Origin of the sequence: Natrarchaeobaculum aegyptiacum (assembly GCF_002156705.1) — an archaeon.
In the GTDB taxonomy this organism is placed as follows: domain Archaea; phylum Halobacteriota; class Halobacteria; order Halobacteriales; family Natrialbaceae; genus Natrarchaeobaculum; species Natrarchaeobaculum aegyptiacum.
The window spans coordinates 274,945-300,148 of sequence record NZ_CP019893.1 but is presented as its reverse complement, the minus strand read 5'-3'; the positions used below and the strand labels follow the sequence as shown (position 1 = coordinate 300,148).

General features: G+C 65.6%; 30 protein-coding genes. 12 read left to right on the top strand and 18 right to left on the bottom strand.

From position 1 onward, the window contains the following. Window positions 1–194: 194 nt before the first annotated feature. Complete coding sequence (locus B1756_RS01545; protein ID WP_086886955.1) at window positions 195–410, top strand: DUF8015 family protein; 216 nt, start codon at window positions 195–197, stop codon at window positions 408–410. 105 nt (window positions 411–515) lie between these two features. Beyond that, window positions 516–1,514 carry an ornithine cyclodeaminase family protein gene (locus tag B1756_RS01540; RefSeq protein WP_086886954.1) on the top strand — a complete coding sequence of 333 codons (999 nt, stop codon included), beginning with the start codon at window positions 516–518 and terminating at the stop codon, window positions 1,512–1,514. A gap of 219 nt (window positions 1,515–1,733) precedes the next feature. On the opposite strand, the gene B1756_RS01535 is transcribed toward B1756_RS01540, so the two are convergent. Together B1756_RS01535 and B1756_RS01530 are read right to left on the bottom strand one after the other, a co-directional pair. After that, window positions 1,734–3,158: a zinc ribbon domain-containing protein gene (locus B1756_RS01535; protein ID WP_086886953.1), complete on the bottom strand. Its 1,425-nt coding sequence runs from the start codon at window positions 3,156–3,158 to the stop codon at window positions 1,734–1,736. Next, window positions 3,158–4,387, bottom strand: a complete 1,230-nt coding sequence (locus B1756_RS01530; protein ID WP_086886952.1) for a thiolase domain-containing protein — start codon at window positions 4,385–4,387, stop codon at window positions 3,158–3,160. The genes B1756_RS01535 and B1756_RS01530 overlap by 1 nt, the downstream gene beginning before the upstream one ends. Before the next feature lie 338 nt (window positions 4,388–4,725). On the opposite strand from B1756_RS01530, the gene B1756_RS01525 reads away from it, so the two are divergent. From B1756_RS01525 to phnE, 4 genes are all read left to right on the top strand, one after another. Beyond that, on the top strand, window positions 4,726–5,175 hold the full coding sequence (locus B1756_RS01525) for a hypothetical protein (protein ID WP_086886951.1): 450 nt from the start codon (window positions 4,726–4,728) through the stop codon (window positions 5,173–5,175). A 116-nt stretch (window positions 5,176–5,291) separates the two neighbouring features. Next, window positions 5,292–6,266, top strand: a complete 975-nt coding sequence (locus B1756_RS01520) for a PhnD/SsuA/transferrin family substrate-binding protein (RefSeq protein ID WP_086886950.1) — start codon at window positions 5,292–5,294, stop codon at window positions 6,264–6,266. A gap of 81 nt (window positions 6,267–6,347) precedes the next feature. Beyond that, window positions 6,348–7,052 (top strand): phosphonate ABC transporter ATP-binding protein, encoded by a 705-nt coding sequence (locus tag B1756_RS01515; RefSeq protein ID WP_086886949.1) that lies wholly within the window; start codon window positions 6,348–6,350, stop codon window positions 7,050–7,052. Next, entirely contained in the window at window positions 7,045–7,962 is a 918-nt protein-coding gene (phnE, locus tag B1756_RS01510) for a phosphonate ABC transporter, permease protein PhnE (protein ID WP_086886948.1), read from the top strand. The genes B1756_RS01515 and phnE overlap by 8 nt, the downstream gene beginning before the upstream one ends. Window positions 7,963–8,164: 202 nt before the next feature. Here the strand turns inward: phnE and proS are convergent, their stop codons facing one another. Further along, a complete protein-coding gene (gene proS, locus B1756_RS01505) occupies window positions 8,165–9,646 on the bottom strand; it encodes a proline--tRNA ligase (RefSeq protein ID WP_086886947.1) in 1,482 nt (493 codons plus the stop codon). 64 nt (window positions 9,647–9,710) lie between these two features. Continuing rightward, a complete protein-coding gene (locus tag B1756_RS01500) occupies window positions 9,711–10,226 on the bottom strand; it encodes an 8-oxo-dGTP diphosphatase (RefSeq protein WP_086886946.1) in 516 nt (171 codons plus the stop codon). Between the two features lie 162 nt (window positions 10,227–10,388). Between B1756_RS01500 and B1756_RS01495 the strand changes: the two genes are divergently transcribed. Beyond that, window positions 10,389–11,399 (top strand): hypothetical protein, encoded by a 1,011-nt coding sequence (locus B1756_RS01495; protein WP_086886945.1) that lies wholly within the window; start codon window positions 10,389–10,391, stop codon window positions 11,397–11,399. A 22-nt stretch (window positions 11,400–11,421) separates the two neighbouring features. Here B1756_RS01495 and B1756_RS01490 read toward each other — a convergent pair whose 3' ends face one another. From B1756_RS01490 to B1756_RS01480, 3 genes are all read right to left on the bottom strand, one after another. After that, window positions 11,422–12,057 (bottom strand): DUF447 domain-containing protein, encoded by a 636-nt coding sequence (locus B1756_RS01490; protein ID WP_086886944.1) that lies wholly within the window; start codon window positions 12,055–12,057, stop codon window positions 11,422–11,424. Continuing rightward, window positions 12,054–12,905, bottom strand: a complete 852-nt coding sequence (locus tag B1756_RS01485; RefSeq protein WP_086886943.1) for a triphosphoribosyl-dephospho-CoA synthase — start codon at window positions 12,903–12,905, stop codon at window positions 12,054–12,056. Before B1756_RS01485 ends, B1756_RS01490 begins: the two co-directional genes overlap by 4 nt. A gap of 98 nt (window positions 12,906–13,003) precedes the next feature. Next, window positions 13,004–13,282, bottom strand: coding sequence for a hypothetical protein (locus tag B1756_RS01480; RefSeq protein WP_086886942.1), 279 nt, complete (start codon window positions 13,280–13,282; stop codon window positions 13,004–13,006). Between the two features lie 101 nt (window positions 13,283–13,383). Between B1756_RS01480 and B1756_RS01475 the strand changes: the two genes are divergently transcribed. After that, on the top strand, window positions 13,384–14,310 hold the full coding sequence (locus tag B1756_RS01475) for an HhH-GPD family protein (protein WP_086886941.1): 927 nt from the start codon (window positions 13,384–13,386) through the stop codon (window positions 14,308–14,310). Here the strand turns inward: B1756_RS01475 and B1756_RS01470 are convergent. Further along, the gene (locus B1756_RS01470; RefSeq protein WP_086886940.1) at window positions 14,307–15,272 is read right to left on the bottom strand and encodes a nucleoside recognition protein; all 966 of its coding nucleotides are present in this window, start codon (window positions 15,270–15,272) and stop codon (window positions 14,307–14,309) included. The genes B1756_RS01475 and B1756_RS01470 overlap by 4 nt on opposite strands. A 117-nt stretch (window positions 15,273–15,389) precedes the next feature. Between B1756_RS01470 and B1756_RS01465 the strand changes: the two genes are divergently transcribed. Continuing rightward, on the top strand, window positions 15,390–15,977 hold the full coding sequence (locus tag B1756_RS01465; protein ID WP_086886939.1) for an NADPH-dependent FMN reductase: 588 nt from the start codon (window positions 15,390–15,392) through the stop codon (window positions 15,975–15,977). Between the two features lie 6 nt (window positions 15,978–15,983). On the opposite strand, the gene B1756_RS01460 is transcribed toward B1756_RS01465, so the two are convergent. Further along, window positions 15,984–16,634, bottom strand: coding sequence for a hypothetical protein (locus B1756_RS01460; protein ID WP_086886938.1), 651 nt, complete (start codon window positions 16,632–16,634; stop codon window positions 15,984–15,986). 393 nt (window positions 16,635–17,027) lie between these two features. On the opposite strand from B1756_RS01460, the gene B1756_RS01455 reads away from it, so the two are divergent. The 3 genes from B1756_RS01455 to B1756_RS01445 all read left to right on the top strand — a co-directional run bounded on the left by B1756_RS01455 (window position 17,028) and on the right by B1756_RS01445 (window position 19,301). Then, window positions 17,028–17,666 carry a hypothetical protein gene (locus B1756_RS01455; protein ID WP_086886937.1) on the top strand — a complete coding sequence of 213 codons (639 nt, stop codon included), beginning with the start codon at window positions 17,028–17,030 and terminating at the stop codon, window positions 17,664–17,666. An 85-nt stretch (window positions 17,667–17,751) separates the two neighbouring features. Further along, on the top strand, window positions 17,752–18,843 hold the full coding sequence (locus B1756_RS01450) for a DNA-methyltransferase (protein WP_086886936.1): 1,092 nt from the start codon (window positions 17,752–17,754) through the stop codon (window positions 18,841–18,843). Window positions 18,844–19,031: 188 nt separating this feature from the next. Continuing rightward, complete coding sequence (locus B1756_RS01445; protein WP_086886935.1) at window positions 19,032–19,301, top strand: HalOD1 output domain-containing protein; 270 nt, start codon at window positions 19,032–19,034, stop codon at window positions 19,299–19,301. Window positions 19,302–19,440: 139 nt separating this feature from the next. On the opposite strand, the gene secY is transcribed toward B1756_RS01445, so the two are convergent. The 9 genes from secY to B1756_RS01400 are packed head-to-tail and all read right to left on the bottom strand — an operon-like array spanning window position 19,441 to window position 25,204. Then, the gene (secY, locus tag B1756_RS01440) at window positions 19,441–20,910 is read right to left on the bottom strand and encodes a preprotein translocase subunit SecY (RefSeq protein ID WP_086886934.1); all 1,470 of its coding nucleotides are present in this window, start codon (window positions 20,908–20,910) and stop codon (window positions 19,441–19,443) included. A gap of 2 nt (window positions 20,911–20,912) precedes the next feature. Beyond that, entirely contained in the window at window positions 20,913–21,413 is a 501-nt protein-coding gene (locus B1756_RS01435; protein WP_086886933.1) for an uL15m family ribosomal protein, read from the bottom strand. Between the two features lie 2 nt (window positions 21,414–21,415). Next, entirely contained in the window at window positions 21,416–21,883 is a 468-nt protein-coding gene (locus B1756_RS01430) for a 50S ribosomal protein L30 (RefSeq protein WP_086886932.1), read from the bottom strand. Next, window positions 21,883–22,536: a 30S ribosomal protein S5 gene (locus B1756_RS01425; RefSeq protein WP_086886931.1), complete on the bottom strand. Its 654-nt coding sequence runs from the start codon at window positions 22,534–22,536 to the stop codon at window positions 21,883–21,885. Before B1756_RS01425 ends, B1756_RS01430 begins: the two co-directional genes overlap by 1 nt. Further along, complete coding sequence (locus B1756_RS01420; protein ID WP_086886930.1) at window positions 22,533–23,081, bottom strand: 50S ribosomal protein L18; 549 nt, start codon at window positions 23,079–23,081, stop codon at window positions 22,533–22,535. Before B1756_RS01420 ends, B1756_RS01425 begins: the two co-directional genes overlap by 4 nt. Beyond that, window positions 23,081–23,530: a 50S ribosomal protein L19e gene (locus B1756_RS01415; protein WP_086886929.1), complete on the bottom strand. Its 450-nt coding sequence runs from the start codon at window positions 23,528–23,530 to the stop codon at window positions 23,081–23,083. The genes B1756_RS01420 and B1756_RS01415 overlap by 1 nt, the downstream gene beginning before the upstream one ends. Further along, window positions 23,523–24,272 carry a 50S ribosomal protein L32e gene (locus B1756_RS01410; RefSeq protein ID WP_086886928.1) on the bottom strand — a complete coding sequence of 250 codons (750 nt, stop codon included), beginning with the start codon at window positions 24,270–24,272 and terminating at the stop codon, window positions 23,523–23,525. Before B1756_RS01410 ends, B1756_RS01415 begins: the two co-directional genes overlap by 8 nt. A gap of 3 nt (window positions 24,273–24,275) precedes the next feature. Next, window positions 24,276–24,809, bottom strand: coding sequence for a 50S ribosomal protein L6 (locus tag B1756_RS01405; RefSeq protein WP_086886927.1), 534 nt, complete (start codon window positions 24,807–24,809; stop codon window positions 24,276–24,278). A 2-nt stretch (window positions 24,810–24,811) separates the two neighbouring features. Then, window positions 24,812–25,204 carry a 30S ribosomal protein S8 gene (locus B1756_RS01400; RefSeq protein WP_086886926.1) on the bottom strand — a complete coding sequence of 131 codons (393 nt, stop codon included), beginning with the start codon at window positions 25,202–25,204 and terminating at the stop codon, window positions 24,812–24,814.

Genomic DNA, 25,204 nt, shown 5'->3' with positions numbered 1-25,204 from the left:
TGTCGACCGGTCACAGATCAATGCCCGAGACTCCCTGCGCCCGGGTTTGACCGTCTCGAGATTCGGTATAATTCTCATAACTTATGGGTAACCTGTGTGAAGCCACGAGGGCAAATACGTGTCTCAGAGAGATTCAGTATGGACCAATTATGGGGAAACTTTTAAGTGGACAAAAAACGTACTAGAAACTGACTATGACTGGGTACTACGACATCGTTCTTGGCCTCATTCCCGTCGCATTGCTGGGAGTAACCGCTGCCCTCGCGCTGGTCGGCATCTCGTTGACCGCAGCGGTACCCATCGGTGCGCTCGTCGCGATGGCGATCATCGGCCACGCGATGTTCGTCAACGCGCCGGCCGAGGTCGGCGACGACACCCAGTCGGCTCGACCACCGATGAACGCGGACTAACTCCAGTCACTCACCCGTTCTGCGGTTTTCGTTTCGTTCGACGGTTTTCGCCGCCCCGATTGCTGCCAGCGGGCGTTTTACCTGCGTGGTGGGCTAGCATCACGTATGACCGACGTCCTGTCACTCTCGAGCGCCGACGTCGCCGACCTCGCAACGCCTGTCGACTACGTCGACGCCGTCCGCGACGGGTATCGCCAGCGGGGTTCGGGTGCCCCTGCCCAGCCGCGGTCGAAATTCTTCCGCGAGGAGCCGCCGGGAATGCTCACGAGCTACGCGGCAATCCTCCCCGACACCGGTGCGATGGGTGGGTACATGTACGCCGCCGGATTCGGGGACAGCGACGCCTGGTTCGTGACGCCGCTGTTCGACGCCGAGAGCGGTCGACTGCTCGCCATCCTCGACGGCGCGAGCATGAACCCCCACAAGACCGGCGCTGCCGGCGCTGTCGCCGTCGACGAACTCGCACGCGCGGACGCCGACACCGTCGCGGTGATCGGCAGCGGCGCCCAGGCCCGCGGTCAACTCCGGGCGACGGCCACCGTCCGGGACCTCGAGTCCGTCCGCGTCTACTCACCGACACCGGAGAATCGCGAGGAATTTGCGGCCGACTTCGAGGACGCGCTCGCGGCCGACGTCGAGGCGGTCGGCTCCAGTGTGGCCGCCATAACGGGAGCAGACGTCGTGATCACGGCCACGCGCGCCAGCGAGCCGGTGTTCGACGGCGACGACCTCGAGCCGGGAACGCACGTGACGGCGATGGGCCAGTACTCGACTGACGCCCGTGAACTCGACGCGCGAACCATCGAACGCGGCACCTACGTCCCGGACCTCCGCGAGCGCGCGACGTTCGACTCGGGGGAGTTCCTCGGGGCGCTCGAGGCCGGCGTCGTCACCGAAGACGACGTCCACGCCGAACTCGGCGAAATCGTCGTGGGCGACGTGCCCGGTCGCACGCGCGACGACGAGATCACCGTCTTCGACAGCGGGGGCACTGGGATCGAGACAGTCGCTGCCGCGTACATGCTCTACGAACGGGCCACGGAGGAGGGACGTGGGACCCCCCTCGAGTTCTCGCCAGCGAGCGAGGCGCTGACGGGTGATTGATGTTCTTCCGGCCACGCCACCCCACGCGGCGTCTTCGCCGGATCAAGGCCCAGACTTCGGATCAGTTCATCGTCTCGACTGACTCGAGTTCGTCGGCCCGGTCGTAGAAGGTCATACTCCCGACAATGAGTGCTGCGATAACGACGTTCGCGTTTCGGAGGCAACCGGTGAACGCGACGTCGATAGCGCGGCAAAACGAACGAATTTGACTCTGAAACCTCACTCGGCGGGTCTGACCTTGAACCCGTAGCGCGTGACGCCCTCCTGGGTGTAGATCCGGCGGATCGTCGTCTCGATCCGGTCGCCGACGGTGAAGGCCGAGGGATCGGCGTCGGTGCCCATCGCGGGGATGCTCACCGTCTCAGTGCCGTCCTCCGTCTCGAGTGCGACCACGACGGCCGCGTAGTCGCCGGACTGGCCTTGCTGCTCGGCGAACTCCGGTGGCGCACCGCCCTGGGAGATGGTGGTGACGGCCTCGATAGTCCCCTCGCCGGCGAGTTCGACCGGTTCGTACTCGACGAGTGCGGTACAGTCGCCGCAGGCGCCCTCCGGCGGGAACGCGAGCGAGCCACACTCGGGGCAGCGACCCGCCTCGAGGCGGTAGCGCTGGGGGATCGACCGTCGCCACGAGGGGACGCTGACGTACGCGCCGCCTCCCGAGGGCGGGCCGGTGGTGACGACGCCGCGCTGGCGCAGGTACTCGGCGTAGCTGAGCGTGTCGCCGCCCTCGAGGTCGCTCTCGACGGGCACGTCGCCGTCGCCGGAAACGACGAGGGCGTCCGCACCGGCCCCGCTCCCGTGGGAGACCGCGAGGATCGATTCGTAGCCGTCGGCGAGTGCGGTCACGAGCGAGACCGGGACGCTCGCCGCCCCGAGGTCGCCGAGGTCGTGGACCGTCGCCACAGCCTGGATAGCGCCGGTGTCGACGCCAGCCGCACCCGCTGCACGGTAGGGGAGTTTGCCATCCGGGGCCTGGATCGCCGCCGCTTCGGGGTCCGGGTCGACCTCGAGGCCGGAGACGGCACCGCCGATCGTCTCGGTGAACGCCTGACGGTCGTACTGGGTGACGCCGAGTCCCTGCGTTGCCTCCTCACCAGTGGTCCGGAAGCGGGTTCCGGGATACGGCGCGGCGTATTCGGCGCGGTCGACGAGCGACGCTGGGCCGTCGGCCTCGAGCAGGAACGCCGCTGCACCGGCGCCGGCGGCGTGGTCGATGGCATCGTCCGGGTCGCCTTTCGGTGCGTCGGTCGCGACAACGAGGGCAAGCTGCGAGCCGGCGTCGACGGCGTCGGCACCTGCCCAGAGGGCGCGCGTGCCGGCGCGAGTGCTTCCGGTGAACGTCTGTCGGCTGGCGTCGTCGGCGAGGCCGACCATTGCACCGAGGCGCACTGTCGGGTCCGTCTCGGCGTCGGGCAGTCGCGTCGAGGCAATGCCGAGCCAGTCGACGTCTGCGGGGTTACAGTCGGCGGCCTCGAGCGTGCGGGCGGCGGCCTCGGCGGCCATCGTCAGGGTATCCTCGTCGGCAGCTGGGACGGCCTTCTCGGAGACGCCGGCGGCCTGGAACTGGCCCCATGCTTCGGTGAACGCTTCCGCGGTGATCCGGAATCGGGGAGCGTACGCGCCCGCGGCGGTGATCGCGACCATCAGGCGCTCACCTCCGATTCGCGCTCTCGCGCACCACGTGCGCTCGAGGATTTCGAGGAGCTGTGCTCCTCGCGCTCGAAGATGTGCACGACGGCAGCACCACCACTCCCGCCGACGTTGTGGGTGAGCCCCCGGACGGGGTCGTCGACCTGTCGGTCGCCGGCCTTCCCGGAGAGCTGCTTGTACGCCTCGACGACCTGCCCGGCACCGGTCGCGCCGATTGGGTGCCCCTTCGATTTGAGGCCACCAGAGGTGTTGACCGGCAACTCGCCGCCGAGTTCGGTCGCCCCGGACTCGATGAACGGCCCGGCCTCGCCCTCCTCACAGAAGCCGAGGTCCTCGTACGCCAGCAGTTCGGCGATGGCGAAACAGTCGTGAACCTCCGCGAAGTCGAGGTCTCCGGGCTCGAGGTCGGCCATCTCGTAGGCCGTCTCGCCGGCACGCTGGCTCGCCGGCACGCCCGTGTAGGAATCGCGCTCGAAGAGCCCGACGGTGTCGCTACCGGCACCGACGCCGGCGACGCGAATCGGGTCGTCGGTGTACTCGTCGACGACGTCCTCGCTGACGATCAGGGCACACGCCGCGCCGTCGGAGGTCGGACAGCAGTGATAGAGGTTGAGCGGATCTGCGACGACCGGTGCGGACTGGGCGTCCTCGAGCGAGCACTCGAACCCGAGCTGGGCGTGGGGGTTCTTCGCGCCGTTGGCGTGGTTCTTCACGGCGACGCGTGAGAGCTGTTCGCGCGTGGTGCCGTACTTCTCCATGTGGACGGAGGCCATCTGGGCGTAGACGCCGGAGAACGTGGTGCCCGAGAGGCGCTCCCACTCGGTCTCCCCGGAGACGCCGAGCCAGTACTTCGTGGCGTCGGAGCTCATGTCGGTCATGATCTCGAAGCCGCCAGCGAGGACGACGTCAGCCATCCCGGACTTGACGGCCTGGACCGCCTGTCTGACCGCGAATCCACTCGCCGCACAGGCGTTCTCGACCCGGGTGCAGGGAACGCCGTCGAGACCGACGTATTCGGTTACAGCCGGGCCGGACAGGCCGAGTTGTCGGCCACCGACGCCGAGGGTTCCGATGACGGCCTCGTCGATCTCGCTCGCCTCGAGACCGTTCGGAACGCTCTCGGTCGCTTCTTCGAACGCGGTCTGGAACAGCGACCGGTAGCTCTCCTCTGGAAAGGCCCCGTAGGCCGACTGTCCCGCACCGACGAGGTATGCGTCTCTCATACACAGGAGTCCGACCGGCGACCATGAAATACCTTCCGTGAACGTTCCACCCGTGTGTTACCGGAGCGATTCTGGCTGGTGGTTCGTGGGTCCATTCCGTCGGATTCGTACGCGGCGTTTCGTCGGCTCCTCGAGTCGTGATCGATACCCCACTCCCCATTCAGCTGCCGCTCGTACGTGCCGACGACCGGCGTTCGGTATCAACGGTGAGTATTTCACAGCCAGATTTATGTCGCGGTTGTTCCAATTCAGGGTGTCATGGCTTCACTTCACATGGTCGGTCACCGGGTCCCTGGGGGGGACGAGCGAGAGTGCACCGTAACTCTCGGTGGTGGTGGGTGAGCGGAACCGGTGAGGTGTGGCTGCAGTACGGAGCGACAGCGACGCCGATCGACCGACCGGCTCGAACGTTCGGGTACCTCACCGGGACCGAACCTCGGTTCGGAACGTTCCCGAGTGAGTTCATCACGGTCGTCGACGTCGGTCTCTACGAAGAGGAAGGCAAGATTCACCTCTCGGCGGTCAAGGATCGACTCTACCGTCGATTCGCCAACGGGTTCGAGGAGGTCGACCTCGGCGACCTCCTCGAGGTGCTCCGGGAGCAGACGCTGTTTACCGAGCGCGAGATGCGCGTCCTCGTCCTGTACGGCTGGTTCGACATGAGCGCCGAACGGACCGCGGAATTGCTGAAGTGGACGCCCGAGGAAGTCGACAGCGAACTCGAGTCGATCGAAGAGACGCGGGCGGTCGCCGATCGGACTGCGACGATCACGTTTCGGCCGGAGTGAGCCGTCGCTGTCGGCGGCTGACGTACAGTTACCAGATGATGGATATCGAGGACTGCACGGCGTTTACACGCCCCATATTCGTGAGTGTTATCTACCGGTGGTTCAGAGAGGCGGGCATGGATAGACGAACCTACCTCGGTGGTGCCGGAAGTGCCCTGCTCGCGGCTGGGGCTGGCTGTCTCGGTGGCAACGGCGACGATGGAGACGGAAGCAATACCGAGGGCAGCGGCGACGCAGGGGCGGAGTCCGACGCTGACACCGACGATTCGGTCGGTGCGTGGTCCGGCGGAGAGATCGAGTTCGCGCTGCCGCCGTTTCAGGACCTCGAGGAACTGCAGACGCAGTACGCTGGCACGTTCGAGTGGCTCGAGGACGGCTTCGATGGTGTCGACGAGGTGACAGGACAGGAGACGACCAGTTACGCGGCGGCCGTCGAGAGCGTCGTCCAGGGCCACAGCGAACTCGGGAATCTCTCGCCGATGATCTTCGCGCTCGCCCAGGAAGACGGCGTCCACCCGCTCGCGGTCAACTGGTCCCACGGCAGCGACTCCTACCGGACCTACATCGTGACCCGCGCGGAGACCGGCATCGAATCGCTCGCAGACCTCGAGGGCGAGACGATCGCACTCGTCGACCCGCTCTCGGCCAGCGGGGGCATCTTCCCGCAGTACACGCTTCGCGAGGCGGGAATCGATGCGGGGGACGTCGAAAGCGACGCCGAAGACGTCGACGTCGAGTGGGCCGGCGGCCACGGAAACGCCCTGACTGCGGTCGAACAGGGGCACGTGGCGGCCGCCGCCTACGGCGACTTCCAGCACCCGGACGACGACGAGACCGACGCAGACCTCGAGGTCGTCGCCGAAAGCGACCCGATCCCGTTCGACGTCGTCGTCGCGACCCCGGACACCCCCGAGGACGTCCGTGAGGCGCTGGCCGAGCGACTGCAGGACACGCCCGCGGAGAACCTCGAGGACCACCGCGTCGACGAGTACGGGGAATTCGACCCGGACCTCTACGACCAGACGCGCGAAATCGCGATCGAGATGGGCGTCGATATCGACACGCTCGACGACGCCGAATCCGAGGACTGACCATCCCCTGTCCTCGAGTCCGACTCGACAGGGCGGCTGGGCGACCTGACCGCTGACCGATTACGTACTCCTCACGACACGATGCTCACCGTCACCGACCTCGAGAAACGCTACGGAGACACCCGGGCGGTCAGTTCCCTCTCCGTGACCCTCGAGGCCGGCGAACTGACGGTGCTCGTCGGCCGATCCGGCGCCGGCAAGACCACGCTGCTTCGCTGTCTCGACGGCCTCGAGGGACCCGACCGCGGGACTATCACCCTCGACGATGGGCCACTGGACTCGACCGACGTCGCGCTGGTCTTCCAGGAGGGTGCACTCCTCGAGCGCAAGTCAGCCCTCGAGAACGTCCTCGACGGCGGGCTCGGCCGGGAGCCGGCCTGGCGTGAACTGCTCGGGTGGCACGCGACAGACGCCAAACGGCAGGCCATCGAACGCTTCCACGCGGTCGGGCTCGGTGGCTACGCCGACCGCCGGGTTGGCGACCTCTCCGGCGGCGAAAAGCAGCGCGTGGGCATCGCCCGCGCCCTCCAGCAGGAACCGCGGGTCCTGCTGGCGGACGAACCCGTCGCCTCGCTCGACCCCGAGACCGGTCGCACCGTCCTCGAGTTGCTCGCCGAGGTCGTCAGGGAGGAGTCGCTGGTCGGACTCGTCAGTCTCCATCAGCCCACGCTCGCCCGGCCCGTCGCCGATCGGTACCTCGGACTCGAGCGCGGCCGTCTCGTCCTCGACGCGCCGGCTGGCGACGTCGACGAGGACCGCATTCTCGAGGTGTACGACGATGGCTGATCCCGAGCAGGCGACCGACCGATCGGACAGTCCACCCGAGCGAACCGACGCAGACGACGTCACCAACCCCGACGTCGAGTACGAACTCGAGCGCGTCCAGCAGCGGTGGCGCCGCAGACAGTTCGGACGGTTCGTCGTCGGCGCCGGCATCGTCGCAACGGTCGTCTACACGGCCAGCTGGCTCGGCTTCGACCTCGGATACCTCTGGGACCATCGCGGGAACTTGCAGTCCGTCCTGCTCGAGGAGATGCTCGTCCCGTCGGAACTGCTCGCGGAGTTTCAGGCCGACGGGCCGGCGCTCGGCTGGGCAGCGATCGAAACGCTCGCCATCGCGACTGTCGGGACGGCGATCGGATTGCCACTGGCGTTCTGCCTCGGCGTCCTCGCCGCGGGTAACGTGACACCGCGACCGGTTCACGGGCCGCTTCGCCTGCTACTGGGAGCTATCCGGGCGGTCCCGAGTATGGTCTACGCCCTGCTGTTCGTGATCCTCGCCGGGCTGGGACCGGTGGCCGGCGTCCTCGCGATCGCTATGGGGACGATCGGCGACCTCGGGCGGCTGTTCGCCGACGAGATGGAGGAGATCGATCCCCGTCCCGTCGAAGCCGTTACGTCGACCGGAGCCGGCCTCCTCGAGACGACGTGGGCGGCGCGACTCCCGCAGGTGACGACCGCCTACGTCGCCTGGACGTTGTTTTACCTCGAATTGAACGCCCGGAAGAGTTCGGTGCTCGGAATCGTCGGCGCTGGTGGGATCGGCTACCCGCTGATCATGGCGTTCAACGCGAGGAATTACACGCGCGTGATGGCAGCAATCCTGGTGATCCTGGTCCTCGTCGTCGCCGTCGAGGCAGTCGCGACGCTCCTGCGTGACGCACTCGATGCAGAACGACGCGCCGCTCGAGAGTAAGATCGACAGTTCTCGCCAGGACGTGACGACCAAATTGATAGCACTCCCGAGGCTCGAGAGGGGGAATACTGGAAAATGGGCTGGTGGCATGGATTCGAACAGAGACGAGACGGTCACTCACATCGTTCGCGCCACAACTCACACAACTCGCGTCGATCGAGTCTGATCTCGCAAGTCGGATGCGGCGACGCCGGCGGGCGAATCAGTAGCTCTTCGCGAAGTACGCGACCTCGTCGGCCGGGTCCCCACAGACGCCACACTCGTCGTGGTCCGGTTCCACGACCGATCCCGCGGATTCGCCACCCTCGTCCTCGAGCGGTTGCATCACGATCTCGGCGTGGACCTTCTCTTTGATCGCCTCCTCACAGGCTTCGTCGCCGCACCACGGCGTCTTCACGTAGCCGCCGTGCTTGCCGATCGTACCCATGATCTCCTCGGGGCTGTGGGCCTCACGGACGTTCTCGTCGAGATTCTCCGCGGCCGTCTCGTAGAGTTTGTCGTAGATCGTCTCGAGGTGCTCGTCGACGGTGTCGACGAGGCCGTCGCGGTCCTCGAAGGACTTCTCGTTGTCCGGGCGGTGGACCATCGTGACCTCCTCGTCTTCGACTTCGTTCGGGCCGATCTCGAGTCGCAGGGGGACGCCGTTCAACTCGTGTTCGTTGAACTTGAACCCGGGATTGCGCTCGTCGCGATCGTCGAGTTCCACGCGGAAGCCAGCCTCCTCGAGTTCGTCTGCGATGGTCTGGGAGTACTCGAGGACCTCGTCGACGGTGTCTTCCTGCCAGATGGGGACGATGACGACCTGCGTGGGGGCGATCGTCGGCGGGAGCACGAGCCCCTGGTCGTCGGAGTGAGTCATGATGAGTGCTCCCAGCGCGCGCCAGGAGAGCCCCCACGAGGTGGTGTAGGCGGTTCGCTCTTGCTCGTCCTCGTCGGCGAACGTGATGTCGAAAGCCTCGGCGAAGCTCTGACCGAGGTGGTGGCTGGTGCCGCCCTGAACGGACTTGCCGTCTGGCATCAGCGCCTCCACCGTGGTCGTGGTGTCCGCACCGGGGAACTTGTCGTGTTCGGGCTTTTTGCCGCGCAAGACCGGGATCGCGAGCACCTCCTCGTAGACGCGTTCGTACTGGGAGAGCCGTGTCCAGACCTCCTCCCAGGCCCCCTCGTCGGTCGCGTGGGCGGTGTGGCCTTCCTGCCACATGAACTCCTTCGTCCGGAAGAACGGCTTCGTCTCGGTGGCCTCCCAGCGAACGACCGAACACCACTGGTTGAGCCGAAGCGGCAGGTCACGGTGACTGCGCGTCCAGTCGGCCATGAACGGCGCGATGATCGACTCACTGGTCGGGCGCACTGCGAGCCGTTCCTCGAGTTCGTCGTGGCCACCGTGGGTCACCCAGGCGACCTCGGGGTCGAACCCCTCGACGATGTCTTTCTCGCGCTCTAAGAAGGACTCCGGGATGAACATCGGGAAGTAGACGTTGTCGACGCCGGTCTCTTTGAACCATCCGTCGAGGGCCTCCTGAAGGCGTTCCCAGAGGGCGTATCCGCGCGGCTTGGTGACGATAAAGCCGCCCATCGGGGCGTAGTCGGCGAGGCCCGCCTTCTGGACGACTTCGGCGTACCACTCGCCGGGTCTGTGCGATTTCGACTCGGTGATCCCGAGTTCCTGGCTCTCCGAACTCATTGATACGACATGCAGGCAGCGCAGGCTTAAAACGTGCGAAGCCCGGGCGTCTCCGCCCACCCGACTACTCGTTCGCTCGAGCGGCCCCGTCGAACGAGACGCCGCGCTCTATGTCGTGGTCGACGAACGCGGCCTCGTCCAGCGGTTTTCCGCCCTCGAACTGGAATTCGCCAGCCACCGTCTCACCCGCGAGGACGTGCGGGAGCCAGAGCTGGTCGTCTTCCCACATCTGCTCGTACGGGACGTCGTCGACGTCGACCCACTCCGGGCGCGCCTCGGGACTCTCACGTGGCTCGCCCGCGAATTGCGTCGTCCGGTAGACGTGGCAGAACGTATGAATCGCGCCGTCGAGCAGGAAGGTCAGTTCGGCCGCCTTCTCCAGATCACGGGGATCGACCTCGAGACCGACCTCCTCACGGGTCTCACGGACGGCACACTCCCGCGGCGTCTCGCCAGTCTCGAGTTTGCCGCCGGGGCCGTTGTACCAGCCCTCGCCGAGCCCGCGGCGCTTCTCGATGAGGAGGACCTCGGTGCCCGACTCGAGGTCACGAAGCGGGAAACAGAGCGTCGCCTCGATCATCGATGGTAATCACGTGAGCGTGGACAAAGAGGCTGCGGTGTGGTCCGTCATCCGGTCGTCACCGCTCGAGCCGGCATTAAACTCATTTATAGTTGGGATAAATCCAGCCATCGTGGCCCCTAACCCAACAGTTTATGTATCAACAGTGATCACATTTTCGACATGGTGTTGCATTTCAGAAAAGCAACCAGTGTGTACACGAAGACGCTCCCGTTCGTGGCGCTACAATTCGGGATTGGGGTCCTGTTCGCGGTTCTGGGGATGGTGTACCTGGGGCTGATCGCGCTTCTCGCCTACCGCTTCATCTGGGGTGGCGGGGGATTGAGCCTCGTTATCGTCGCCCTCGTAATGGTCGCCGGTCTCGCCTCGTTCGCACTCATCTGGTACGTCATCAACAGATACGTACTCTACATGGTGAAGGCGGGCCACATCGCGGTGATCGCTCATATCGTCGAGGAAGACGAGGTTCCCGACAACCAGATCACCTACGGGATAAAACAGGTCGGTGAAGTGTTCGTGGAGGCGTCGGCCTTCTTCGTCGTCAGCGCGGTTATCGACGCCGTACTCAAACAGTTCAACAGGGCTGTCGCACGCGTCCAGAACATGATTCCCATTCGCCTCCCGGCGAACCTGCGCACGATCATCACGATCCTGCAGAAGTCGATCACCCTCGCCGTGCGGTACCTCGACAACGCGATCATCGCGTACATGTTCGTCGACCGGAACGGCTGGGCGTCCGCTCGAGACGGGGTAGTCCTCTACGCGAAGACGTGGAAGATGGTACTCGGCTCGACGCTCATGATCGTCGTTGGAATGTACGTCCTGTCGTTCGTCCTGTTTACGCTCGCGGCACCGCTGGCCATCGCACTCGATTTCCTGCCCACGTCGATCGAACTCCTCTCGTGGCTGTTCGTCGCGGGGTTCGTCGCCGTCGTCCACACTGGCGTCGTCAAGCCGTGGGTGAAGACCGTCGTCATCACGACGTTCCTCATCGAACAGCGAAAGCATACGCCCGACAGCGAGACCGTAAACCGCGTCGCAGAGCGTTCCGACCGCTTCGAGGAACTGATGGAGAAGGCCGAAAACGACGAACCGATCGCCGAAGACCCACCGGAATCGGACGCCGGCTCCGAACGGCCACAGGAAACCGGTGGCGACCCGGCCGACGACTAATCTGAGAACTGCAACCGCCTTCTCACCACTCGACGTGCTCGCCCAGTCGGTCGAGCGCCTCCCGTTCCCGGTCACTGCCTGCCCGATCGACGACCGAAGCACACCACTCGAGGCGCTGGCGAAGCTCGAAGTCGTCGTAGCCGGCCACGCCGAGTCGCGAGGCGGCGACGGTCGCCTCGATCACGGCGGCGAATCCACGGTCGATCGTCGGCACCCGCGTTCGTCGAACGGCGGCGTCGACCGGCTCGAGCGCCCACCGTTCCCACTCGGTGCCGTCCTCGTCGCCCACCTCGAGGGAGGTGACCGACACCTCGGCCCACGCTGCGGCTGACTCGAGGACCGGGTCGTCGCGTTCGACGATCGAGAGGGCCGCGTCGGCGAAGGTGACCGGGTCGTCGACGAACTGGACGTAGCCACCGCCCTCCCGGTGGAAGTTCCGCTTCGTGCGAGTGTTCCCCCACGTTCGTGCAGTGACGGGGTCGCCCGAAAACAGCCCGAGCGGGGCGACGTTCCATCGGTCGTTGGGCCCGCGTGTCGTCACGAGCGACTCGGTGACGCCCGACAGCGTGACCGGCCAGCCGTCGCCGGCCTCGGGTTCCGAGTGGGTCGGCAGTTCCGTCCCGGCGTCGTCGACACGGTCGTCTGACTCGCCGGTCATACCTCTATACCTCCGCTCTCGAGGGCGACGAACAGTCCGGCCGCAACGAGATCTGCGGTCGTTCCCGGGTTGATCCCGCGCGCGACGAGGTCGTCTGCGAACGCCTCGACGGCGTCCGGCTCGGTCTCGTTCGCCTCGCGCGCGTGCAGGTCGCGGGCGCGCTCGGTGACCTCGCGGGCGACGTCCTCGCCGCGTCGATTCGCGACCAGCGTGTCGGGCCGCTCGGCGAGCAACGAGAGAAACACCGCCGCCGTCCGATCGACGATCGGACCGGAAGCAGCCGCGAGCCGGTCGGCCGCGGTGAACGACCGCTCGAAGCCAGTGGTCCACTCGCGGGCGACGTCGTCGCCCGGAGCCGATCGCTCGAGGACGTCGAGCAGGCTCAGGCCTCGTTCCTCGAGGTCGGGGACGGCGTCGCTCCCGCGGCGGACGTCGAGGGCTTCCATGTCGTCGGGTGGATCGTCGACGAAGACGTCGACGTGGTCGAACGCCCGGTAGAAACCGGCTGCGTCGTCGACCGTCGTCTCCGTGACGACGCGTTCGACTGCGGTCGGCGTGAGATCCGGCCGCGCGGCACTGACCAGCGGGACGAGCAGCAACAGCGACCCGAACTGGGTGTTTCCGCCGCCCTGTTCGGCCATCCCCTCGACGGCGCGCTCGAACGCGTCTCCGATCGGTGCGCCGCGTTCGGCCAGCTCGAGTCCCTCCATCGCTGCGACGGCCCCCGCGAGGAAGTGCTCGAACCAGAGGTCCTCGAGGTCGCGCCGGCGGTCGACGTTCCCCGGTTTGGGCGTCCCCGCCACCTCGAGCAAGAGAGCCAGCTGTGCGTGCTGGGCAGGGGTCTTCATGTTCGTCTCGAGGGCAGCCGGTGAGTTAAGCGGTGGTATTCGCCCCGCTGTGCTCGAGCGGTGGCGGCGGGAATCCAACTGTCGCACCGATTCTTCTTTCACTCACCGAGGGTGTCACCACAGTACGAGCACGCGTCGGCATCGATGTCCGTTCTGGCACCGCAGTTGACGCAGTTCGTCCGCGCCGGTCCCGTCGACTCGGCGCTCCCGTCATCGGTACGTCTCGAGTGTCGGTACACGAGGACAGCGGCGACCGCGAGTCCGACGACGAGCCACCAGAGCGGACCGAGGGAGAGCACGACGATCGAACCGGGGACGACGATCAACAGGACGAACGCGACGGCGACGATCCACGCGGTGAGTGACGTCTCTCCCATCGTGACTCGAATTGTTGGACGCCAGATAAGTGTGTTCTGGTCTCGAGGCAGGCGATCGGCGGACCATCATCCCTAAACCGTCGCTCTCCTAACTGCCGGCGATGACCGACACGGAGGCGATGGAGTGGGGCCTCCCCGAGGACGTCGCGGCCGTCCGCGAGGCGTTGATCGCGTGGTACGAGGCCGACCACCGCGAGTTCCCCTGGCGTCGGACCGACGACCCATACGAGATCCTCGTCAGCGAAGTGATGAGTCAGCAGACCCAGCTCGAGCGCGTCGTCACGGCCTGGGAGGACTTTCTCGAGCGATGGCCGACGACGGCCGACCTCGCAGATGCAGACCGCGCGGACGTCGTCGGCTTCTGGACGGACCACAGCCTCGGCTACAACAACCGCGCGAAATATCTCCACGAGGCGGCCCAGCAGGTCGAAACCGAGTACGACGGGTCGTTTCCCGAGACGCCCGACGAGTTACAGGAGTTGATGGGCGTCGGTCCGTACACCGCGAACGCCGTCGCGAGTTTCGCGTTCAACGCGGGTGACGCGGTCGTCGATACGAACGTCAAGCGGGTCTGCTACCGCGCGTTCGATATCCCGGACGACGACGGAGCCTTCGAGGAGGCGGCGAGCGACCTCATGCCCGATGGGCGCTCTCGAGTCTGGAACAACGCCATCATGGAACTCGGCGGCATCGCCTGCGGGCAGACCCCGCGCTGTGACGAGGCCCGCTGTCCGTGGCGAGCGTGGTGTTCGGCCTACGAGACGGGTGATTTCACCGCCCCCGACGTGCCAACCCAGCCGAGTTTCGACGGGAGCCGCCGGCAGTTCCGCGGGCGCGTTATCGCGACGTTACGGGAGTACGACGAACTCGAACTCGACACGCTCGGTCACCGAATTCGCGTCGATTACACGCCCGAGGGCCAGCACGGACGTGAGTGGCTCACGGGGCTACTCGCGGACCTCGCAGACGACGGACTGGTCGCGGTAGAGGAGCGCGACGGCGGGACGGTGGCTCGATTGCAGCGTTAGAGCGCGAGCACGACGGCGATCGCGGCGATCGTCATCAGCGCGCGGAGCCCGGTGTTGACCGCGACGACCTTCGCGCCGAACTCGGCACCCCAGATGCCGAACTGGAACGGAATCGACCGCTTGGCGACCGTGACCGTCAGCGAGAACAGGCTGCCGAGCAGCAGCGTCACGACGGCCTCGGTGGGCGTAAACTCCTCACCGATCAGCGGCCCGAGGAGGATCACGCCGGAGGTCGGGTCGACGGTCGCGACGACGATCACGCCGATTGCCGCCCCCGGCAGGCCGAGCATCGACGCGATCGGTTCGACCCCCGCAGTCAGCGCCTCGAGGTCGTGGTACTCGAGCCCGACGATGACGACCGCGTAGACGGCTGCCAGTCGCGGGACGATCGAGCGAAGTCGGGTGAGTGTCTTTCGGCCCGCACGGCCGAGTTTGTCGCGTGCGGTTCGCTCTTCGGTTTCGTCGTCCGGCACGTCCGGCTCGAGTGCCGTGCTGTCGTACCGGTAGCCCCGGAGCAAGAGCGCCCCCGCGAGCAGGCCGACGACGCTGATGGCCAGCGAGATACCGGCCCGTGAGCCGACGTACAGGAAGCCGGCGTGCAGGCCGAGGATCGGGATCACGACGGGGCCGTAGAAGGTGAAGATGTGCTGGACGAATCCGAAGAAGGTGTTGAGGACCACCGCGATCAGGGTCGCCCGGTCGTCGAGCAGCCCGGACTCGCGAAACTCCGCGAGCATCCCGTACCCCGCGGTGACCGACACGGCGTTCGTCAGCACGGCCGTCCCGACCTCGTCGGGGAGATTTGCGGGCTCGGTCAGGTATCGTCCGACGCGTGCGACGATCTCGACCAGTCCGTACTCGACGGCCACGTTCGCGAGCGCGACGCCGACCCCGATCAGGGCCGTGATCGTGAGGACTCGCGGGAGCACTTCGAACGCCAGGATCGAACCGATCGACTCCACGACCTTCGGTTTCGACCGATTCAGGAAAGGTCCTCCGGAATCCGGAGCGAACAGCGTCTCGAGTCACGACCTGCCGGAGCAGTGGGTTCTTTGGCGTGACGAGCCGTCGACCGGGACATGACTGCTCCCACCGTCGTCGCTCTCTGTGGAAGCCTCCGTGATGACAGCACCACCCGCACGGCGCTCGAGCGCGCACTCGAGGCCGCCGCCGAACTCGGTGCGACTACGGCGTTACTCGACCTCCGCGAGTACGAGCTACCGACGTTCGATCCCGACCGCGAACGCGAGGACGCCGGGGACGCAGCGCAACTCGCCGAGCGCCTTCGACGCGCGGACGCGATCCTCCTTGGATCACCGATGTACCACGGATCGTACGCCTCGCCGCTGAAAACCGCCCTCGATTACTGCGGGTTCGAAGAGTTCGAGGACACGACCGTTGGCCTGCTCGCGGTCGCCGGTGGCGCGTTTCCGGTCACGACCCTCGAGCACCTGCGATCGGTCTGTCGATCGCTCAACGCGTGGGTGATCCCCCATCAGGCGGCGATTCCGAACGCACACGCGGCGTTCGAGGACGGGGAATTCGTCGACCGCTCACTCGAGGAACGGGTCGCCACGCTGGGTCGCCGAGCGGTCCAGTATGCCACGATCGAGCCGGATCCGGCGTCGTTCGAGAGCGATCAGAACGTCGGTGCGGAGGGAAAGTAACAGCGGTCAGGGGTCGATGACTCGCTGAAACCGTCGCTGGTGGGCCAGGAAGGCAAATAGCCCGAAGACGAGCAGGCCCACCTGTATCGCCTCGATTCGGAGTGCGATCGCGGTTCCCTCGAGTCCCAGCGGTGGCGTGACGATCGACCAGTCGGTGAGCCAGGCCGACGCGAGCAGGCTCGAGGCGCCGACAGCGAGCAGTAGGGCTGGCAGGACCAGTGGGAGCACCGAGTTCGACGCCGGTCGACAGCCCACGCGACAGGCACGCCGCTCCGCGAACAGTTGCACGACGAGTGCGGGAGCGAGGACGACTGTCGCGACGACGATTCCGACCGTGCCGCCGATCGACTCGGCGACGAAGAGCCAGCCGAGCCAGCCGGCGGTGAGTGCGAGCGCGGCACCGATGCGCCGCGGCTGCAACAGGTCCACCAGGTCGTCGACCAGCACGAAGAAGAGGCCAGTCCGCAGCGTCGATCCGAGAAAGAGAATCGTCAAGCCGGCGAGAGCGGTAGTCGTAGACCGACTTTCGACGACGAGGAGAAACCAGAGGCCCACGGCAACCGTCTCGATGGTCGCCGTCGCGAGAGCTCCGGTCACCCCGACGACCCGGCGACGAGTCGTCCGTCCGAGCACGCCGGGCTGGCGGATCACGCTCATGGTTGTGACGAGTCGGGACCGGGTTTCGTTATGTGATTCCTTACTCGAGCGGAACGCACGCCGATCCTGACTTTATACGCGATAAATCCATCAGTAAACGGAACGGTGCCGGGCCGACGCGCGAATTTTGGGGGGAACCGACCGCGGCGTGTGAACTGGGCTCGCTGTCGGACGCTCGAGTGACCGTCTGGGTCCTGCGGTAGCAGCGAATCGTCGGGTGTGGCCGGGTCCCCGGGACCGGCTGTCACGAGAGCGCGACGACGATCGCCTGCCGGAAGGGGCCGGTTACCGTGACTCGCGGCTGCGGTACGTGGTGCGTACCCGTCGCGTTCCCCGGGCGCGCGAACGAAACGGAGGACAGAACTAAATACAGCGCTGTCATCGGCCCGGACCATGCCCACAACGGAAGCGGACGGTCAGGACAGATCACTCGCCGAAGTCGTCGCCAAGGAAGCAGTCGAACTGGGGCTCGAGACGCCGCTGCGGGAACCGATCCTCGAGGCAGTCGACGAGGCCGAAGGGACGCGGGGTCGGGGGAACCTCTCGCTGCTCGGTGCGTTCGGAGCCGGGACGACCCTTGGCTTTCTCGCCGGGAAGGGGATGGAGACGCCGACGCTCGAGGACCTCGGTGAAACGGATCTCCCCGGAGGGATGGGCGAGCAGGTCGACGAACTGAGCGAGACCGCCGGCCAAATAGCGGAGACGGAACCACTCGAGGAGGTCGGGGAGACGACCGGGGAGACACCGGCCGACGACGAGACTGGGTCGGGAAGCCGGTTGCCCAGGCTGCTCTTGCTCGCCGGACTGGTCGCTGGAGCAGTGCTCGTTCGCCGGCGACTCAAGAGCAGCGAGGAAGAAGAGTGGGAACCGATCGAGGAGTTCGAACCGGCGACCGAACTGGACGAGGACACGACGGGTGCAGAGACCATCGACAGTGACACGGACGTCGGTGACGACGCGGATACTGACGTCGAAACTGGAGACGAGGCAGGGTCGGCCGTCGAGGCGGGAGACGAATCCGACGACGGCTAATCGTCACCGACCCACTCTCTCGGTGCTGGTGACGGTCACCGGGCATCGCAGGAGCTAAGGGACCGACGCGGCCACTGTGAATCGAATGGAGACGATTCACCGGGTCGTCGTCGGTGACGCCCGGCAGCTGTCGAGCGTCGACGACGCGTCGGTCGAACTCGTCGTCACGTCCCCACCGTACCCGATGATCGAGATGTGGGACGACCTCTTTACCGACCTCGAACCGTCGATCGGCGACGCCCTCGAGTCCGGGAACGGCCGGGCGGCGTTCGAGGCGATGCACGCCCAGCTCGATCAGGTGTGGGACGAACTCGAGCGCGTCCTCGTCGACGGCGGCATCGCCTGTATCAACGTCGGCGACGCGACTCGCACCCTCGACGACAGTTTTCGCGTCTACCCCAACCACGCCCGAATCCTCGAGGCCTTCGAAGCACGGGGCTTCGACCCCCTTCCGGACGTCCTCTGGCGAAAGCCTACCAACAGCACAGCCAAGTTCATGGGCAGCGGCACGTTGCCCCCGAACGCCTACGTCACCCTGGAGCACGAGTACGTCTTGCTCTTTCGCAAGGGCGGCGATCGCCGCAGCTTCGAACCCGGTGCCGATCGACGCTACGAGGCCGCGTTCTTCTGGGAGGAGCGAAACCGCTGGTTTACGGACGTCTGGACGGACGTTCGCGGGGAACTGCAGGCACTCGAGTTCGACGGTGCAGACGCCGAGAGCGACCGCGCGGCGGACCTCCGGGACCGATCCGCAGCCTACCCCCTCGAGATTCCCTACCGGCTGATCAGCATGTACTCGGCCTACGGGGACACGGTCCTCGATCCGTTCTGGGGCACCGGCACGACGACGCTCGCCGCGATGTGTGCCGGCCGCGACTCGATCGGCGTCGAACTCGAGGAGACGTTCCTCGAAGTGTTCGACGACCGCGTCGACGGCGTTCCCGCCCTCTCGCGGTCGATCGGACGCGCACGACTCGACAGACACCAGACGTTCGTCGCGGATCGCCGCGCCGCTGGCAAGCCACCACAGTACGACGCCACCCACTACGACACCAGCGTCGTCACGAAGATGGAACGTGACATTCGGTTCAGGGAAGTGACGGGCGTCGCCGACCTCGAAGACGGTGCCGGCTACCGACTCACCCACGAACCGCTCACGATCGACTCAGCGGAGTGACCGCGGATATCTTCTCTACCGAACACTGTTCAATCCGACTGAATCAGCCGTTACGATAGTATACCGGGCTGGATAATTGCACAACAGGCGTAATACACGCGCACTGTTCGTCCACCGTCGTACGTAGCGCGGCGCTCAGAGACCGGGGATGGACTGATAACTGACCCACCACCGATCCACAGAATCCAATGGAAGACCCACGACCGCACATTGCCCGGTACGACCCAGGTGACGGCGTGCCACTGAGTATCACGCTCGCCGACGCGATCGCGACGTACCGTGAGACCGACGTCACCGACCTCGAGCCGCTCCACGGGGCGATCGATACCGGCGCACTGGACCGGCTCTTTGCCCACGTGCCCGCCGAGACGGCCACGACCGGAGTCGTTCGGTTCGAGTACGACTCTTGCCTCGTGACGATTTCGTCCGACGGCGAGATCCGTATCGAATCTGTCTAGTACTGTTCCAAGCGTTGACCTCACGATCGGCCTCGATCCTCGAGCGCCGCCGCTCGAGGGTGTAAGATCAGTTTGGATCCGGACCGGTGACGGATACGCGAGTCGCGAAAGAAAAATCGAGTGCGACGACGCCAGGTGGCTATTCTTTGCCGAACATCTGGCGCATCATCGGGTGCATCTCCATCATCTGTTCCTCGGCGATCTCCTCGTACAGCTTGTACGTGATGGAGACGGCGAGCAGCAGACCGGTCCCCTCGACGCCGCCGACCGTGCCGAGCATGTTCGCCCAGACGGCCAGCAGGCCGACGAGGGCACCGCCGATGACGGTCACCTGCGGGATGTACCGCTGCATGACCTTTTCGACGACGCCGACGTTCTGTCGGAAACCGGGGATCTGCATCCCGGAGTTCTGGATCTGCCGGGCCGTCGCGTCAGGCCCCATGTTGGTGGTCTCGACCCAGAAGATGGCGAAGATGGCCCCACCGACGACCATGAACGTCAGGTCGACGGAGACACGGATCATCACCTGCCACGCTTCCTGGGTGACCGCACCGGTCCACCACATCCAGTCGTTCGGCGAGTAGATCGGGGCGAAGTAGTAGAAGAACCCGGCGACGGGCTGGCCCTGATCGTAGACGCCGAGCCACGGGAGTTCACGACCGAACAGCGTGATCGCTGCGGTCGTATCGTCTCCGACCGTGTGCAGGATCTGTCCCATGAACTGGATGTTCGCCTGCAGCGCACGGACGAGGATGACCGGCAGGACGCTCGCGTAGATGAGCTTCACGGGGAAGCGACCGCGAGCACCCTTCACCCGGGAGTGACTGAGTGGGATCTCGACACGGACGGACTCCGCGTAGACGACGATCGCGAAGATCAGCATGGTCGTCAACAGCGGGATGACGTGACCCTGCTGTAACAACACCGTGTAGAACCCGATGTCGACCTGCTGGGTGACCAGCAGGTACCAGTCGTAGAAGACCCCGTCCGGAGAGGGTGCGAAGAACCCGCGGACGAGCATCTCACTGACACCGGCGATGATGAACAGACCGATCCCGCTCCCGATGCCCCACTTACTGACGACCTCGTCCATGTAGAGGATGAGGACGCCGCCGATGAAGATCTGGAGGAACATCAGCATCTGGACCTGCGTCTGGTCGAAGGTGAACCCGCCGAGCGTCAGCATCGATTCGGGCGGCAGGAAGCCGCCTGCGAACACCATCGGGAGCGCGGTGAGCGCCGTCATCACGATGACGAGCAGTTTCTGCAGCCCCTGGTAGAGCACCTGATCTCGAGGGTCGTTCGTGTCGAGTCCAAGCAGGTTTGCCCCGCCAAGCAACTGCATCACGATGCTGCCCGTGACGATCGGTCCGATACCGACCTGCAACAGCGAGCCGTGCTCGCCAGCGAGGACCGCACGGAACTGCCCGAACATGTCCTCGGCGTGCTGGGCGTCGAGCCCGAACAGCGCGATGTTCGTCAGGAAGAAGTACAACACGAGGATGCCGGCCGTCCAGGCGAGCTTACGCTTGAACGGGACGTGCTTCTGTGGACGCTGCACTGCGGGCATCCGCGTCAGGACCGGTTCGGCGGCTTCCTTCCATCCCATGGTTAGTCCTCAGCCTGTTCCTGTTCGGCGTCTGCGTCTTCCTCGGCTTCCGCGTCGGCCTCGGCACGCTCAGAGAGGACCGCTTTGCCACCCGCGGCTTCGAGCTTCTCCTCGGCAGTGTCGGAGAACGCGTCTGCGGTCACCTCGAGAGCGTTGCGGACCTGTCCGGAGCCGAGGACCTTGACGACGTCGGCCTCGTGGCCGTCCTCGACGACGTCGCGAGCGTCGATCGCGTAGCCGTCGCTGGTCTCTTCGGCCAGCCCTTCGGCGGCGTAGAGGATCGCGTCTTCGTCGAGCTCCCTGACGTCGACCTCTTCGACGGTGGGCTGGGCGCCCTGTGGGCGCTTGAAGCCGTGTTTCTGCTTCGGTTCGTAGTTGTGGAACTCGTGTTTGCTGCGTCCGGCACGACCGCGACCGCCACGGTGGCCCGCACCTCGTCGATTCTTGTGGGTGCCACCACTGTGGGTCCGCGAGCCGCGCTGACGCCGTTTCTTGCTCGTCATGGTTATCGCATCGATTCTAGCAGGTCGTTAATCTCGTCTGTTGTATGCTTTCCGAGTTGGCCGCCTTCCGCCGTCGGCTTCTTGATGCCCTTGTGGCCGCCACGTGGCGGGTGCAGGCGGAGCGTCGGCGAGATGCCCTGATCGCGGAGGGTCGTCTCCTCTGCGAGCAGCGCCTCGGCGAGCGCACCGAAGTCGTCGTAGTCGGTGTTCTCGGCGAGCCACTCCTCGTCGACGTCTGCCTGGCGTCCCTCGAGCGGCTCGGCTCGCTTTTCGAGCAGCGTCTCGAGCACCTCGGCGTCTGGTTCGCCGTGGGCAACGTAGTCGTTGACCTTGTTGACCATCCCGACGTAGGTGTCGGTCTCGGGGACGAGCGCACAGTGGTTCACGTTGTGAATGTTCAGCATCTCCAGAGTGTCCTGGACGTCCTGCTGGCGGTTCACTTCACCGCGAACCTGGACGACTGCCTTCATCACTCACTCACCTCGGCTTCCTCGCGGTCGCCTGCCTGCGAGGCAGGAATCCGCGACTGGGAGGCGTTCTCGAGTGCGTTGAACGTCGCCTTCGCGAGGTTCACCGTCGTACGCGTGTTGCCGTGGCTCTTGGTCCAGGCGTTCTCGATGCCTGCGAGCTCGAGGACGGCGCGGACGGTGTCACTTGCAGCCAGCCCCAGGCCCTCCGGGGCGGGGATGACCTCGACCTCGACGGAGCCGGCCTTGCCGGTCGTGCGTCGGGTCAGCGAGTGCGGTCGGTCCGAGCGGTCCTCCCACGATCCGGAGCCGCGGGGAACCTGAATCATGTTCAGCTTCGCGATGCCGATTGCCTTCTGGATGGCGGAGCCGACCTGGTCGTCTCGGCCTTCCGCGTAGCCGACGTAGCCGTCGCGGTTGCCCACGACGACGACGCAGCGGAACTTCACACGGCGTCCGGAGTCGGTCATGCGCTGGACCATGTTGATGTCCAGCACCTCGTCGTCCAGTCCGGGGAGGAGCTGGTCGACGATCTCGGGTTCCTTAAGCGGGAGCCCCGAGTTGAGGGCAACGTCCATCGAGTCGATCTCGCCCTCCTGGACCTTCCGGCCGAGACGGGTGACCGGTTCCCATCCATCGTCGTTGTAGTTACTCATTCGAGAATCGCCTCTCGTACTTCGTCGAAGTGTTCTGGGAGTTCGGTCGCGTCGAACTCGCCGCTGTACAGGGGCTCGTCGAGCTGTTCAGCGTACTCCGCGATGTGCTCGCCGCGCGTTCGCGACCAGTCTGCGAGTACGCTGTCGTTGTGGGGGATCTCGAGGCCGGCATCGATCGCGCCCTCCTGGACGGCGAACACCTTGCTGCCCGGGGTTGCCGTGTTGAGGCCGATGTCGAGGACCGCTTCCTCGACGCCAGCGTCGACGGCACGCTGGCCGGCCAGCAGGCCGGTCAGGTAGGCCGCAGAGATGTTGCTCGTGGGGGCGTCCCAGCCGTACTCCTCGAGATCGCTCGAGTGTGCGCTCGCGAGCGTCTCGTCGCCCTGAGGTCCAGGGACGATCAGCTGCGCCGTAGTGTGCTTGTTGCTCTTGCGAGCAACGAGGCGGGGCTTGCCCGATTTCAGCAGGCGCAACCTCTGGTGGTAGTCCGTTCGGACCTCACGGCGACGCCGCATCGGTACCTTGTATCGTGGTCCTGTCGCCATTATTGCTCACCGTAGTTGTCGTCGATGTAGTTCAGCAGGTACCGGACGCTACGGAACTCCCCACCGCCAGCCTTCTTGTAGAGCTCGCGGTACTGCGTGGGCGTGATCTCACCCTTGTCGCGGAGTTCGCGTAGTTTCCGGCGCTGCGCTCGAATCCTGTTTTGCCAGTCTTCTTTCTGGTTCTGGCGAGCACCCTTCTTGCCTTTGCGCTTGCCCGGGCCCTTCTGGTGACCGTAGGCACGCTTGGCGTTCCGTTCGCGGGCGCGACCGCGGGAGTTGCCGCGGGCAACTTCGGCCTGAATGAGGCCCTCGTCGACGAGGTCGCGAATCTCTTCGCGCGTAATCGCCTCGGCGATGTCTGCCTGCGCGTCGGGGTCGAGCCAGATGCGATTCTCGCCGACGTCTAAGACGTCGGCAGCCAGTCGCTTCTGTGCGGAGAGATCAGTCATCGGATTCCACCTCGACTTCCTCGTAGGTCGGGTTCAGCACGCGGATCTCCTCGGCCTCGGCGAGTTCCTCGATGCGCTCGCGCTTGCGAGCACCGACCGAGGAGGCGATCCGAACCGCTTCGCGATCGCCGTCGACACCCTCGAGGTCGTCCGGGTTCTCCACGTACACTTCCTCGAAACCGCTGGGGTGTTTCCCCCGGACGGTCTCGGGCGTGCGGTAGCCGGCCTGGACCTTCGGACCCTTGCCCTTGATGCCGCGGCGCTGCTTCGAGAGCCCACCGCGGGGTCGGCGCCAGGATTCCGGCGTCCGCTTTTTCTTGTGGTAGTCCTGTCGGTTGAACTGCGGCTTGCCGATCGTCCGGCGCCGGGCGAGGAGTCGCTCTTCCTCGTCGGACAGCTCGGGCGTCTTCTCGGTCAGGCCGCGGGCCTGCAGTTCCGTCTCGGACGGCTCTGTGGGTTCGTCTTCCTCGGGTGCGGCTTCGTCTTCGATCTCGGCTTCGGTTTCCTCGGTGACCTCGAGGTCACCGACGTCGGCTTTGACACGTGCGGCGAGTGCGTTCCCGATGCCTTCGATCTCGGCCAGTTCGTCCTGGTCGGCCTCTTTGACGTCCGTTACGGACTCGTAGCCCGCTTCACGGAGCGCCTCGGCCTTGCTCTCGCCGACACCGCTGATGTCCTCGAGGGCCGCTGGCTCGTCTTCAGCTTCGACTTCCGGTTCGCCGTCTTCTGAATCGTCTGCCATCTATCAGGCACCTCCGGTTGCGGGTTTCTCGGTGATGTAGACGCCGTCCTGGAAGACGCGGGTGTCTTTGCCGCTGACCTTGGTCAGCTGCTCGATATCCGCGGCCGTCTGGCCGACGTCTTCTTTGTTCGGACCCGACAGCACGACGACCTCGCCGTCGACGGAGACGTCGGTGTCGCCGTGGACGGTCGTTCGTCGCGGGGCCTTCTCACCGAGGAAGTTCTCGATCACGACGTCGTCGCCTTCGACGCGAACCTGCATCGGGAAGTGCGAGTAGAAGACTTCCATCTTGTACTCCCACCCCTCGGTAACGCCGTGGAAGGCGTTCTCGATGTGGCTCTCGAAGGTTCCGACGGTCGCGTTCGTCTTTGCGTCCTCGTTCTCACTTTCGATGACGACGAGATCGTCCTCGACGTCGACGGTCACGTCTGGGTACCAGAGACGGCGGGTGACGCTGCCTTCCGGTCCATCGACGGTCACGTCGAGGTGGTCGGTCTCGACGTCTACGGTTTCGGGGATGTCCAGTTCGACTCGCATGGTTAGTAGACGTACGCGATCACCTGGCCACCGATCCCCTGCTCGCGCGCTTCGTAGTGGCTCATGATGCCACTGCTCGTCGTGACGACGAGGGCACCGAAGTCTCGAGCCGGGAGGAATCGCTTCTCCCACTTCTCGAAGTCGTCGGCGCCGGCGCTGTAGCGGGGCTTGACGGGGCCACACTCGTTGATCGCTCCTTTCAGTTCGACCTCGAACCGACCGGCTTTGCCGTCGTCGACGAACTCGAAGCCGTCGATGTACCCGCGGTCGTAGAAGACCTCGAGTACGCTGCCGATCTCGTTCGAGGCGGGCGTTACCTCGTGGCTCAGTTTACCGACACTCTCGGCGTTGTCGATACCAGAGAGCGCGTTGCTGAGTGGATCGTTTCCGGTCAT